Below are 13,337 nucleotides of genomic sequence, written 5' to 3' on the forward strand. Positions count from 1 at the left end.
TTCAGATAGTGTACAACATCAAAGATTTATTCAACGTATTTCCTCGCCCTGGTCGAGTAGAGTGGCTTGGCATTCGGCCCGAACGACGCGAGCCTGTGCAAGTGGTCAATGAAATTAATGTTTCAGATAAGAAAGGCATTCTCGGAGATCATTACAGCGGGCGTAGTGGTAATCGACATGTAACGCTCATTCAGGCCGAACACCTTCCCGTAGTGGCTGCACTTACAGCTCGAGGTGCACTCGACCCGGCTCTTCTGCGCCGAAATATTGTTGTGTCGGGGCTAAACCTACTAGCCTTAAAAAACCACCAAATTCAGATTGGTGATGCAATCCTTGAAATTACCGGACAATGCCATCCATGTTCCAAGATGGAAGTTGCTTTGGGGCCAGGTGGCTACAATGCCATGCGCGGCCATGGTGGACTGACTGCAAAAGTGATTCATAGTGGAGCCATACGAGTAGGAGACGAGGTTATCGTTTCTAGTCGTATGGCTCATTTTTCAACTCAGGAATAGACGTAAATTTTCGACCAAATTTTACAAAAGAAAAAAGTTGAACAATAGGACCAGTTTTAGTTGTAGGATAGAAACGGAAAGCCATCTATGTAACTGTCACCATCATACTATACCCGAATTACTTAATTCTTGTAAATCGTGGTAGATGAAAGGGTATATTTACTTACTACTATGAGTAAATTTCAATAGGCATTCTTTCAAATTTGCCTTATTTCTCACTTATTTGCAACGATAGCTTTACCAATAGGTGAGTTTTTCTTGCCAATTAGACTATCTTTCTTGTAGAATAATTCCGATGAAAGTTTGTACATGTTTTAGTACATTTGGTACGAAACTTATGATTTCTTAAAGGCTACCCGAGTATATATTCCCTCCTTTAACTATCTAGCTTAATGCCTCGACTTGTTACTCGTGTTGCCTATATAGTCGTGTTATGGGGGCTCGTATCTATAAGAGTCGTGGCGCAAGAGCCAATTCGCTTAGCATTAAATCCGGAAAAAATTCAGAAAGCCAGGCAGCTGGAACAAGAGGCTATTGCCAAAAAAGACTCATTACTGTTGGCCGAAGCCTGGTACCTCTATGGTAAAGCCTATGTCTTTGTAGGTGACTATCGGACTGCACAGTCTTATTATGTAAAAGCACTGCGCATACATGAACCCAGGGGTGATTCGTTTGAGCTCAGTCGATTGTATGTTCGATTGAGTGAAAGCGAAAATAGACTGAATCGTTTGGAACAGGCCTTGCATTACGCTAATTTATCGTTGCAGGTGGCGCAACATGTTCGAAGAAATAAGGACCAGACGTTGGTACGGGCTTATGGAGCTTTAGCGCAGATTTACGAAACGATGTGGCGACTATCTGGTAAGTCGCCTGAATTTGATACAGCTCTTTCATATTATATGAAGCGAGAATCTTTGTGTCGTAAGCTAAACGATACGATGGGTTTCGCCGAAGTAAGTCTTGAATTGGGGACGCTCTTTACCCAAATTAAAGATCCACGAGCAATTCCTTATCTCCAGAAGGCATTAAATCTATTTACACTTAATAACAAAGACGGCATTCGAGTAAATACAATGCTGCATTTGGCGGCTGCTTATTTAACATTCGGTAAGTCTGAACAAGCTTTTCAAACGTTGATTGAAGCTGAAAATCTTTATAAGGCTAAAAAGCTAAGTGACTATGAGATTAGACTGGGGTTAGAAAATCAATTTGTTCGCTATTTTGAAGCTTCAGGTCAGTGGAAAAATGCGTTTGATCGATTGAGAAGGTTAAATGAACTGGAACGAATTAAGCTTCTGGCCGACCAGAATGGAGCTATTACCCGCTTGAATGTAGAATATGAAACTGAAAAAAAAGAAACGCTCCTAAATGCTCAGAAAAAGGAAATAAATCTAAATGCCCAGAATTTACGCTTACAACAACAGTTTACTCGTGCAACATTTGCCTTATTTGTGATTGCTGCCGGAATGAGTATCATTTTTTTTCGACTGTACCGCAAAAATCAGCGAATCAGTCATCGAAATGCGGAGTTAGTTAAAGAGCAAAATCATCGCGTAAAAAACAACTTGCAGGTTGTTTCGAGTTTGCTCAGTCTGCAATCAAAACGGCTAACAGATACAACAGCTAAGAAAGCGGTCGAAGAAAGTCGCCTTCGGGTACAGTCAATGGCTATACTTCATCAGCGACTGTATGATGGAGGTCGATTAGCGGAAGTTGATTTGAGCGACTTTATTCGAGAGGTGGTGAGGGGAGTCTTGAGAGCATATGGGTACCCAAACATAACCGTTCGATTTTCTGTTGACGAAATTATTTTATCTGCCGATAAAGCTGTTCCTTTTGGGCTGATCGTAAACGAATTGATTACCAATGCCTGTAAGTATGCTTTTCCTGACAATGAAGGTCCTGAACTGGAGATTAGTTGCCACCGAAAAAACAAAAAACTAGAGCTCATTATAACGGATAATGGGCCAGGATTATCAACAGCAAAGGCTACCCGGAATGGTTCATTTGGTATGCAACTGATTCAGGCACAGGTAGAACAAATAAATGGAATGTATCACTTTTACTCTGATGCAGAAGATATGCATTCAGGGGTAGTGTTTGCGATGGAATTCAGCGTGTAGACTCATGAAGCCACTAAAGATTCTGATTGTTGAAGATGAAACCATTACGGCTATGGATCTTCAGGAAACCCTACAAGAGGCTGGACACGTGGTGACAGCGATTGCTCGTACGTTTCAGGATGCAGTAAAGGCCGTTAAAAACGATCCACCCGATCTGGCATTAATCGATATTCATCTGGAAGGCTCGTCGGCTAATGGGATTGAAACGGCGAAAAAACTTCTGGAAATTCACCATATGCCCATTATGTATCTGACGGCCAATTCAGAGCCAGAAACATTCCAGTCGGCGAAAGAGACATTGCCAGTCGCCTATTTACTGAAACCGTTTCGGCATGATGAATTAAAAATACAAGTTGAGTTAGCTTACCATTATTATCAATATACACTCGCCAAAACGACCACTATTCCTGTTTCAGACTATTTGTATTTTCCGGTCGATAAAGGACACGAAAAAATAGATCCTAACGATGTGCTTTATATTCAAGCCGATGGATCGTATGTGGAGATTTTTCTGGTGAACAAAAAGACCTATTATATCAGCATGAATCTGAGTCACCTGGCTCAGTATTTTCCAACGCCTAATTTTTATCGCTTATCGCGATCACTGCTTATAAATTTAAACTATTTGGAACGGCTGGAGCCCAGTCATCTATATTTGGTAAATCACGAATCAGCCATTCCAATTCCTGCTGCAAGCCGAAAGGAATTGATGAATAAACTTAGGGTTGTTCGGACAAAAAGAGCTCCCTCAAGTTAAGCCAGATGTATAGAAGCTATGGTTGCTTCGGAAGAGATTGATTAGGATCGGCCGCAATTCGGCTGGGACGACGATTGAGCCCATCGCGGTAGCGATTACGAAGCTGCTGAATAGTATTAATCAAGTCGTAGTCTTCCGCTTTAAGAAGGTAATCATCTTCGAAATCGCAAAAATCAAAAAAACGATCAACCTCTTCGGCTCTTAAAGATGTCGATTGCTCAACCAGTAATCTAAACCGCTCCAGGGCCAATGCATGCCGCCGATCCTGCTGCATAATATAATACGCTTTCCGGTCTGATTTGGGGCGTTTACCAAACATCTCGTAGAGCAGAGTTATTCCAGCGCCGTCGGCTACGCGATCAAAAGCCTGCTCACCCGTTACTTTTTTTGAGGCTACCGGCTCATCGAGGAGTTGCTGAATTTCGCGTTTTACTTCCTCATAGCGTTTACCTGTTACAGTTACTTCGGCAAGATCGACCACACGATAGGGCATAGGGGGGAGAGCAAGGGCCATGATCGTCGGATTGTCAGAACCATCGTAACGAATACCCGTGCGGCTGTAAAGCTGGCTGGTCAGAATGAGTGAATCACCGGGTTGAACAGTCAGAAAAAAACGCCCACTTGTATTGGTACGGGCGCGCTGCCGGGTGCGCTGATTCACAACAAACACTTTATCAACAGCCCCTTTCGTCGCTTGATCGATAACTGTTCCAATTACATACTTGCCCTGCGCCCAGGCACTGCCCGACCAACTTAGGAGGCTGATAAAACAGAGTATGAATAGGCGTTTGTAGGCCATGTGTAAGTACGCTAAACCGGTAAGACTAGTCCTTCAAAAGGGTATATTTACAAAAATACACGTTGAAATCATTAAATGCTGTTAAAAAAACCTAACCAATTGTTGTATCCGCTCAAGAGACACTTCTGTAAAGTCGCTTGCTACGTCGTCTACGAACGGTCGGAGTTCATCTGGTGATTGGGTTGTGGCCATCCCCACAACAAATGCTCCCGATGCTTTGGCCGCCTGAATACCCGTCATCGAATCCTCAAAAATGACACTTTCCGTTGGCTCAACGCCTAACATCATCATGGCTTTTTGATAAATTTCGGGATCAGGTTTCGGATGGCTGACCATGCTTTCATTCAGGAGGGCATCGAAATAAGATCGTATCTGCAGAGCATCCATCACAAAATCAAGATTTTCTACAGGTGCTGATGTGGCCACTGCCGTTCGAATACCGGCCTCTTTCAAGGATTTCAGAAAGGGTATCAAGCCAGGAACGGGCGTAATGACTGGGCGATATAATTCCCGGAAAAGTGCCTCTTTTTCATGGCTTAATCGAACCACTTCGTCGGGACTAAGCGTCTGATTCGCAAATAAATGGGCAACAATATCCGCATTGTGTTTTCCTGAAACATGTTGAATGAAATCATCGTCGCTTAGGGTCTTTCCATTACGCTGATAGTACTCCCGCCAGGCAGTTCGGTGGTGTGGGTTGGTGTCAACAATGACTCCATCCATGTCAAAAATTACAGCTTTCATAGGTATGTTTTAAACGCAGAGGTAAAGAGGACTCGGAGAGAACACAGAGTTAAATTCTTTTCTCTGCAGGCTCTGCGAATCCTCTTTACCTCTGCTTTTTATAAATCATTTCATCTTTACAATTGTCACACCCGCACCACCTCGATCGGCGTGTTCATCTTCCATTTTACCTACCTGCTTATAACCGCGCAGGTGATTTCGCACTAGTGTCCGCAGAATACCATCGCCTTTTCCATGAACGATGCGAAGTTCGGGATAGCCGAGCATTAGTGCATCATCGAAGAAGCGATCAACTTCGCCAAGAGCTTCTTCGCCCCTCTTACCTCGAATGTCGAGGTTGAAGCTGAAATTCTGCATTTTCTCGTTCATATCCATACCCTGACTACGGGGTCGGTCGTCTCGCACGTCAGTTGCCTCTTTGAATGTCTTCTTGCTTACTTTTTCGAGTCGATTCAATTTAACATTCGATTTGAGGTCTCCAATACGAATTTCAGCGTCTTTCCCGCGCAGAGCAAGCACTTCACCAATTGTATTTTGGCCTGCTACACGAACATAACTGCCAACAGCAATAGCACCGCCATCATGCTCAAACTCTTCCTCAGTTTGTTTTGGTGTTTCTATGGAAATCGGCTCAGGTTTTAGTTCTTTTTCTTCAAATCGCTCTAACTCCTGCCGAATCTGTTTGGTCGGTTCGCGTTCAGCTTTGTTTTCCTTAATCTCGCGGATTGTGTTTTCAATACGCTGATTCGCTTCCTGCACCAGTGCTTTGGCTTTCTGTTTAGCGTCGTTGACAATCTTCTTCTGATCATTGTCCAGACGGGTTTTCAACGCGGTATATTCAGCGAGTTGCTGAGCTAACTTCCGCTGATTGATACCGATTTCGATATTTTTTTCGGAGAAAACACGCTTCTCAATATCTAACTCTTTTAGCAGCTTTTCAAAGTTGACCTGCTGGTTGCCAAGCTTTTCTTTCGCCCGATCAATAACGCCCTTGGGTAATCCGATTTTCTGCGCAATTTCAAAAGCAAATGACGAACCAGGCCGACCAATTTCTAATTGATATAGCGGTTCCAGATGCTCACCATCAAAGCGCATAGCCCCATTAATCAGCCCCGACGTTTTATCGGCCATTACTTTCAGGTTGGTATAGTGCGTATTGATCACGCCATAAGCCCCCGATTTGTTGAGATCTTCCAAAATGGATTCGGCGATAGCCCCTCCCAAACCTGGCTCTGTTCCTGTACCGAACTCGTCGATTAGAAACAGTGTCCGTTTGTTAGACCCAATCAGGAATTGCTTCATGGCTGTCAGGTGTGACGAATATGTACTAAGGTCATTTTCAAGAGATTGTTCATCACCAATGTCGATAAACAAATTCTGAAAAACGCCCATTTCTGCATAGTCAGCCATTGGTATCAATAGCCCGCATTGCAGCATATATTGCAACAAACCAATGGTTTTTAGCGCTACCGATTTACCACCAGCATTAGGTCCGGAAATAATTAGAATACGCGCTTTCTCGTCTAGTCGAACGTTTAGCGGAACCACCGTTTTGCCTTGCTTCGCAAATGAAAGATAAAGCAGAGGATGGCGAGCATTGATCCAGTTTACAAAAGGTCGGTCATGGAGCTTGGGCATGATTGCGTCCAATTGAACAGCTAGTTTAGCCTTCGCTCGAATGAAATCGATTTGCGCCAAAAAGTTGACCGCCTTTCTTAGGTCCTCTAAATGGGGGCGAACCTGGTCAGTTAACGCTAATAAAATCCGGTAGATTTCACGCCGTTCGGCATATTCCAACTCGCGGATTTCGTTGTTAGCGTCGAACACTTCGGCTGGTTCCAGAAACACCGTTTGCCCCGTTTGAGACTCATCATGAACAAAGCCTTTGATCTTGCGCTTATGTTCGGCAGCAATCGGAATAACCAATCGCCCACCGCGCACGGTCAGCGACAAGTCATCAGGAATCCAGCCATTTTGCCGGGCCTGGCGTATAATGCTATCAAGCCGTTTGCGCAGATTGGCCTGCTCGCCAATAATTCGCCGACGAATGCTGGCTAATTCAGGCGAAGCCGAATCACGGACATTACCCCGGTCATCAATAACACGCTCAAGGGCTTCCGTTAATTTTTTATCAACACCTACTGGTCCGGCCAGTTCTTTGAGGAACGGGAACGAAGTACCTTCGTCGCGTTTAGTATCACCTTGTCGGGATAAAAAACGCAGACAATCCTGAACTGTTCTAAGGGCCAGTTTAAGGTCGAAAAATTCCGCTTCGGTTAGTGCCAGACCTTCTACACGTGCCCGACTCAGATGTGGACGAATATCGATGTAATTGCTATTCGGGAAATCAGGCTCGTACTGAACAATCTGCTTAAATTCTGTCGTTTGTTGAAGCAGTTTGTCAATCAGTTGTACATTATCCGTAAATCGAATCTTCTCAACATAATCCTGTCCTAATGGACTGACACAGGCTTCTTTGAGTCGTTCACGAATGGTATCGAAACCTAGTTTTTGTTCTAAGGTATTTGGGTAAAGCATTTAATTAATTAGCCGTAGTATCCTGGGGCGTGGTTTTCTGTATCTGCCCCATAAAGATAACATAACGATCGGAAAGAGGGTTCGTGGCTTACCTTAGGTGTTCTGGCAGAGTTTGGTGCATAAAAAATGCAGATTCACATTTTCTCCTTACAAAGAGAAAGAAGTGAATCTGCAAGCACTATACGTATTAGCGTTTATTTTCGACTACCATTGCGGTTGCCGCTATGTCCTAAGTGCCCGTGCTCTCCCCGTTCCTCGACAAGCTCAGGGTTACTTTTGTCCGACCAAAAGTGTTCATCTTCGGGACCCTGTTTGCTTTTGTTGGCATTGGTCATCGTTTTCTCTCCATTAGGTCGTTGCCCACCGCTATTTTGGGCATTCTGATTTCGAGTTCGTTCTCGACCGGGTTGCAGGTTGTTGGAACCCGGCTGGTCTGTGGTTTTGTGATTAGCCATAACTTTTGTCTAGTTATTTTGTAGGCTAAACTGATAAGTAAGGACGATTGTTTTATACCAAAAAGTCCCGCCCTCTAGAAGAGGATGGGACTTTTTGTACTATGAAAATTAAATTGGAGGCTTAGTATCCAGGATTCTGAGCCAAAACGCTCTTGCCCTGAGAGTCAATCTGCTGCTGAGGAATCGGCAAATATTCATCCTTACCAGCAGTAAACTTAGCGCCTGTGTAACCTACTGTTAGCAGTTTGCCTTCGTAAGCGATGAACGCATTCAACACCGTCGAGGCTGTGCCCCAACGAACCAGATCATAGAACCGGTGACCTTCACCCGATAACTCCAACTTCCGCTCAAATTGAACAGCCGCCCGAGCCGAAGCTTTGTCAGCAAAAGCGGTGTACAAGCCAATCTGGTAGTTAGCCGCATTGGCGCCAGCCGATGTCTTCACATAAGCTGTCCCTTTGGCCCGGCTACGAATCATATTTACATAACTCAACGCCGTGGCTAAGCTACCTACTTCCACTTCACACTCGGCGGCCATCAGCAACACATCCGCATACCGAATGATGTTGTAGTTGATGGCTGAATAGCCATCCGTCCACGAGCTACCATCGGTCAACGATTTGTCCTGTGCTTTGTAGAACACAAACTTGATGGGTGAATAAGGACCTGCAAATGTCTGGTCACGAATCCAGTCCAGACCTGGGTGCACCTGCCAATCCAGGTAAGGAATACCCCGACGACCTAATGACCAATCCAAACGAGGATCTACAGGACCTGTATCTGGTGTGAAGGGAGCGCTCGACGCAATACCCTGATCGGTTTTCAACTGATTAGCAGCTGAGTTATAAGACCCATCCAGCATAGGCAATCCATTGGCATCCACCCGGAACGAGTTGGCTAACTCGAAGCTAGGGGCGAAGAAGCCGCAGCAACCCGCCGGACCGTTCGATCCCGTGTTGTAGGGGAAGTTCAGTACCAGATCCGGGTTGGCATTATCAGAGCTACCCGTGTTGGCTGCTGCCTGAATGGCGAAGACCGACTCCGAACTGTTGTCCTTGGCCGCATTGAAGTTATCCTGGAAGTTGGTCACCAGGGCATACTTCTTGCCATCGGAGGTAACCCCACTGGCGATGACCTGATCGAAGAGGGCTTTAGCTTCGGTATACTTCTTCTCGTAGAGATAAACCTTGGCCAGGTAAGCGGTAGCGCCCCATTTGTTGGCCCGACCCACGGCACCCTGAGCAGCTGGTAGATTATCCACGGCGTATTTGAAATCAGCCTCAATGTTTGGCCAGATGTCAGCGCTGTTGGGCACAGCTTCGATGCCCGTGCCGTAATCTTTGGTTTCGTCCACGTAAGGCACCATGTTGAAGCCCCGCTTCAACTCGAAGTAGTAGTGAGCACGCAGGAAGCGAGCTTCTCCCGAGATCCGGGCTTTGTCAGCCGCCGTAACATCGGAGCTGGCTGAAGCCAGTGAGCGCAGGGTCGAGTTACACCGGGCAATACCTTCGTACATAGCATTCCACTTCGCATTTGCTTCCCCACTGGTAGCTAGAACCTGGTAGGTCTGAAAAGGGGTCAGCGCGTTAAAGTCCCCGGAGTTAGAGCCTTTGTTGGCATCTCCTCCCGAAACGCTTCCCCGTACCCAGTTGAAGGAACTGGCGGATTGGGAAAATCCGCGGGCGTTGAGCTGGGCATAAGCCCCAATCAGGAGTCCGTCGAGTCCGGCTTTGGAGGTTAACTGGGCTCCTGATAACTGGCCGGTGGCCGGTACATCGAGGAATTTGTCCTGACAAGCGAAGGTCACCATGACCAGCATTGCGGTGGCCAGACTTCCCTTGGTTATATATTTTTTCATCGTGCGATTTGTAAGACGAGTTTATATGTTATTAGAAACCGAAGCTTAAGCCTACGTTGTAGCCCCGTTGTACAGGATAGTTACCGATGTCGATCCCGAAGTTCTGGTCAGCCGAGCCACCTACACCTGGATCTAAGCCCGAGTATTTGGTGATGGTGAACAGGTTAGTCGCTGATACCGATAACCGTAAACGACTCAGATTCACTTTATTCAGAACCACGGCTGGGAAGGTGTAACCTAAGTTCAGGTACTGCATCCGAGCATATGAGCCGTTCTCTACGTAGTACGAGTTCGCCTGGGTGTTGGTACTGAAGTTAGACGCACTTTCGAAAATAGGCACATTGGTATCTGTATGCGTTGGTAACCATGAATCCCGTACACGTCCACCCATGGCTGCACCTGTGAAGGATGGGTAGAAATCGGTGAACCAGCGCTGGTTGTTGAAAATCTTGTTGCCCAGCGATGCATACAGGTTGGTGTTCAAATCGAACCCTTTGTACTTCAGTGTCAGGGTGATACTACCCGTAACTTTTGGAATTGGGCTACCCAGGAACTGACGGTCATCATCATTGATCTTGCCGTCACCGTTGGTGTCAGCATAGCGGAAACGACCTGGAGCCGCTCCATCCTGCGTTGGCGCAGCGGCCACTTCTTCCTTACTGTTGAACAGGCCAATTACTTTGTAGCCAAAGAACGATGACAGATCATGACCAGGCTGGTTGCGAACCACGTTGGTGCTCAAACGAGTACCACCTGCGTTGAAATAAGGAACCGATGGGTCAATCGCTGTGATTTTATTGTCTAAGAAACTGGCAATACCCGTTACTTCATAAGTCAGGTCCCCAGAAAGTGTACCTCGGTTGGTCACCAAAATGTCGATCCCTTTGTTGGTCATACTCGCTACGTTCTTGTAAGGAGCACTCGAACGAACACCAACTACGCCGGGTAGTGATAAAGGATACAACAGGTCTTTGGTATCTTTCTGCCAGAAATCAAGTACGACTTCTAACTTGTTGTTAAAGAATGTTCCGTCGACACCGATGTTAGAAGTAACACTGGATTCCCATTTAGCCGCTGGGTTCCCAATCTGACTCCGATAGAAACCAGAGGCAATCGAGCCGTTGGTACCAGCGATGTCATACCCCTGACCAGCTCCACCGCCGTAGAGGTTAAACTGGTTGGTGGCACTCAGGTAGTTGGAGTTCCCCATGATCCCATAGCCACCCCGTACTTTCAGATCCGACACCCAGGGCAGATTCTTCATGAACTCTTCGGACGACAAGCGCCAGGCAGCTGACACGGCTGGGAACACCCCGTAGCGGTTGCTAGCAGCAAACTGCGAGGAACCATCGCGCCGGATAACGCCGGTCAGGATGTACTTATCATTGTAGGTATAGCGAGCCTGAGCAAACAAGGAATAGAATTTATTCCCAAGGAAATAGTTACTCCCTACACTTCGAGTAGCGCCTGGTGTGGTCGTGTTGATCGTTACATAGTTAGGATCTTGAGAGAACGGATTCTGACCCGAACCACTGATGTTACGACCTAAGCCGGTATTCAAGGCTTCGATACCGCCGATGGCGAAGACATCATGACGACCGAATTTTTGTTTGAAGGTAGCCGTGTTGGTAAAGGTCCAGGCTAAGCCATAACCTGCACCTTCACTGTAGGTATAAGTCGTGTTGTTCTCCGAGTTTTCGTACTGTACCCGACCGTAGCTGTTAAAATAGTTGCTGAAATAGTTGCCACCTAAGCTACTTTTCAAGGTTAAGGACGGAATGACATCATATTCGAGGTAAACATTGCCAAAACCAAAGACGTTGAAGTTGCTGTTGTTGGCGTTAGCCGTCCGGTCAGCAACAGGGTTACGTGGGTTGTTAAAGCCAGGAGCCGCTGTACCCGCATACCCACCAAAGGAGTTATAAATCGGGATAATTGGAGGCATCCGGAAAGCGGATAATACTTCGTTTTCATCCGAAGAAGCACTCGAGTTGTTATTGGTAGCGTTACCAAGCTGGTTCCCTACACCACCCAGAATACCTTTTGTTTTTATATAGGAAAGCTGGAAGTTTTCGCCGAAACGCAGTTTCTTGGTGATATCGAACTCCGTATTAGCGCGGATATTATACTTCGAAAAATCGTTGAAGATGACAATCCCCGCTTGCTGTTGCATGCCTATGCTGACGTAGAAACGGCTGGATTCGGTACCACCCGAGAAACCAAGTTGATGCCGCATCATAGGAGCTACCCGAGTAATGGCGCCGTACCAGTCGGTACCTGCCTTGTTCGAAGGAATGACGTTGTAGATCGCACCGTTGGCTGGGTTCACATTGTACTTGGCCGCTTCTGCCGTTAAATCGACAGCTGAGGCCGCCAAACCCGAACGACTACCCACCAACAGATAATCAGGCAGAACTGGGGTCAGCCCCGTACCATATTGGCCACCAGCAATACCGGCAAAGCTCGTCGCGTCAGGGGTTTTACCCGCCTGATAGAGGTCGTTTTTACGTGCCTGCCAGCTCCAATCGGCCTGCTCCTGTGGATTCAGGATAGGCAGGCTTTTGCCTGGATCGGTAGCCCCAAACAGACCATCGTAGCTAACACTCAATTTCTGAGCCCGACGCTGCCCTTTCTTGGTGGTCAACACGATCACCCCCGAAGCAGCCCGCGCTCCATAAATCGAAGCCGAGGCCGCATCTTTCAGTACGGTAGTGGTTTCGATGTCATCCGGTGCAATAGACTGGATGTTCTGGGTTGGCACCCCATCAACCACATACAACGGCTGGTTACCCCCGAAGGAACCAAAGCCCCGTACCCGAACCTGGCTGGAGGTACCAGGCTGTCCGTTTGTGATAACGGTTACCCCGGCTACGCGACCCTGTAATTGCTGTTCCACGTTGGTTGAAGGAACCACTTTTAACTGGGCTGGTTTAACGGTCGAAACCGCTCCCGTTACGTCCCGCCGATTTTCGGTGGAGTACCCCGTTACGACCACTTCACTCAAAGCAGTCGCGTCATCTTCGAGCGATACATTGATAGATGTGTGATTGCCTACTTGTATTTCCTGGGTTTTGAAACCAATGGCCGATACGACCAACACTGGGTTAGTACCCCGGACGTTTAATGCAAAGCTACCGTTTGCATCAGAACTGGTACCCGTTTGTGTACCTTTCAGTACGATGTTGGCGCCTGGTACTGGACCATCGGTACCCGTAATTTTACCCGTCAGACGACGGTCTTGGGCAGAGGCTGTTAGACCCCAAAGCAGTAGTACTGCGCCCAGAAAAGCGGTCTGCAGAAACCTGTAGAGCGTTGCTTTCATGAAGATTAGGTTGGTTTAAAATTGAGTTAAACGCATCAATATTAGGTTAGTTTAGTTATACTTCAAAGTGAAATCTTAATAAATATCTCTGAGATAAATGATTTGATAAATAGTATTTATTGTAAAAATTATATTTATAATAACATAAAATTCTGAATATCAATGTATTGTATGTAGTTTAAATTATATTATGTTGAAATAGTTATATAAAAATTTAATATCTTTC

General features: G+C 46.2%; 9 protein-coding genes. 3 read left to right on the forward strand and 6 right to left on the reverse strand.

Annotated elements, in window-relative coordinates; genetic code table 11:
* Positions 1 to 8 precede the first annotated feature (8 nt).
* The 3 genes from GO755_RS22885 (at position 9) to GO755_RS22895 (ending at position 3,395) form a co-directional block, all read left to right on the forward strand.
* Positions 9 to 515, forward strand: coding sequence for an MOSC domain-containing protein (locus GO755_RS22885; protein ID WP_317165942.1), 507 nt, complete (start codon positions 9 to 11; stop codon positions 513 to 515).
* A 392-nt stretch (positions 516 to 907) separates the two neighbouring features.
* Positions 908 to 2,638 (forward strand): histidine kinase dimerization/phosphoacceptor domain -containing protein, encoded by a 1,731-nt coding sequence (locus GO755_RS22890; RefSeq protein ID WP_157587624.1) that lies wholly within the window; start codon positions 908 to 910, stop codon positions 2,636 to 2,638.
* 4 nt (positions 2,639 to 2,642) lie between these two features.
* Positions 2,643 to 3,395 (forward strand): response regulator, encoded by a 753-nt coding sequence (locus tag GO755_RS22895; protein ID WP_157587625.1) that lies wholly within the window; start codon positions 2,643 to 2,645, stop codon positions 3,393 to 3,395.
* A gap of 16 nt (positions 3,396 to 3,411) precedes the next feature.
* Here the strand turns inward: GO755_RS22895 and GO755_RS22900 are convergent, their stop codons facing one another.
* The 6 genes from GO755_RS22900 to GO755_RS22925 form a co-directional block, all read right to left on the reverse strand.
* Positions 3,412 to 4,194 (reverse strand): hypothetical protein, encoded by a 783-nt coding sequence (locus tag GO755_RS22900; RefSeq protein WP_157587626.1) that lies wholly within the window; start codon positions 4,192 to 4,194, stop codon positions 3,412 to 3,414.
* An 81-nt stretch (positions 4,195 to 4,275) separates the two neighbouring features.
* Complete coding sequence (locus GO755_RS22905; RefSeq protein ID WP_157587627.1) at positions 4,276 to 4,938, reverse strand: HAD family hydrolase; 663 nt, start codon at positions 4,936 to 4,938, stop codon at positions 4,276 to 4,278.
* Positions 4,939 to 5,043: 105 nt separating this feature from the next.
* Entirely contained in the window at positions 5,044 to 7,476 is a 2,433-nt protein-coding gene (locus tag GO755_RS22910) for an endonuclease MutS2 (RefSeq protein WP_157587628.1), read from the reverse strand.
* Between the two features lie 194 nt (positions 7,477 to 7,670).
* Positions 7,671 to 7,931 carry a hypothetical protein gene (locus GO755_RS22915; RefSeq protein WP_157587629.1) on the reverse strand — a complete coding sequence of 87 codons (261 nt, stop codon included), beginning with the start codon at positions 7,929 to 7,931 and terminating at the stop codon, positions 7,671 to 7,673.
* Between the two features lie 121 nt (positions 7,932 to 8,052).
* Positions 8,053 to 9,789, reverse strand: coding sequence for a RagB/SusD family nutrient uptake outer membrane protein (locus GO755_RS22920; RefSeq protein ID WP_157587630.1), 1,737 nt, complete (start codon positions 9,787 to 9,789; stop codon positions 8,053 to 8,055).
* 31 nt (positions 9,790 to 9,820) lie between these two features.
* A complete protein-coding gene (locus GO755_RS22925; RefSeq protein WP_157587631.1) occupies positions 9,821 to 13,111 on the reverse strand; it encodes a SusC/RagA family TonB-linked outer membrane protein in 3,291 nt (1,096 codons plus the stop codon).
* Between the last annotated feature and the right edge of the window lie 226 nt (positions 13,112 to 13,337).

Origin of the sequence: Spirosoma arboris (genome assembly GCF_009754945.1) — a bacterium.
Classification (GTDB): Bacteria; Bacteroidota; Bacteroidia; order Cytophagales; family Spirosomataceae; genus Spirosoma; species Spirosoma arboris.

Excerpts from the sequence above, each read along its gene's own strand:
- GO755_RS22890 (WP_157587624.1), top strand. The coding sequence starts at position 908 with ATGCCTCGACTTGTTACTCGTGTTGCCTATATAGTCGTGTTATGGGGG.
- GO755_RS22895 (WP_157587625.1), top strand. The coding sequence starts at position 2,643 with ATGAAGCCACTAAAGATTCTGATTGTTGAAGATGAAACCATTACGGCT.
- GO755_RS22900 (WP_157587626.1), bottom strand. The coding sequence starts at position 4,194 with ATGGCCTACAAACGCCTATTCATACTCTGTTTTATCAGCCTCCTAAGT.
- GO755_RS22905 (WP_157587627.1), bottom strand. The coding sequence starts at position 4,938 with ATGAAAGCTGTAATTTTTGACATGGATGGAGTCATTGTTGACACCAAC.
- GO755_RS22910 (WP_157587628.1), bottom strand. The coding sequence starts at position 7,476 with ATGCTTTACCCAAATACCTTAGAACAAAAACTAGGTTTCGATACCATT.
- GO755_RS22915 (WP_157587629.1), bottom strand. The coding sequence starts at position 7,931 with ATGGCTAATCACAAAACCACAGACCAGCCGGGTTCCAACAACCTGCAA.
- GO755_RS22920 (WP_157587630.1), bottom strand. The coding sequence starts at position 9,789 with ATGAAAAAATATATAACCAAGGGAAGTCTGGCCACCGCAATGCTGGTC.
- GO755_RS22925 (WP_157587631.1), bottom strand. The coding sequence starts at position 13,111 with ATGAAAGCAACGCTCTACAGGTTTCTGCAGACCGCTTTTCTGGGCGCA.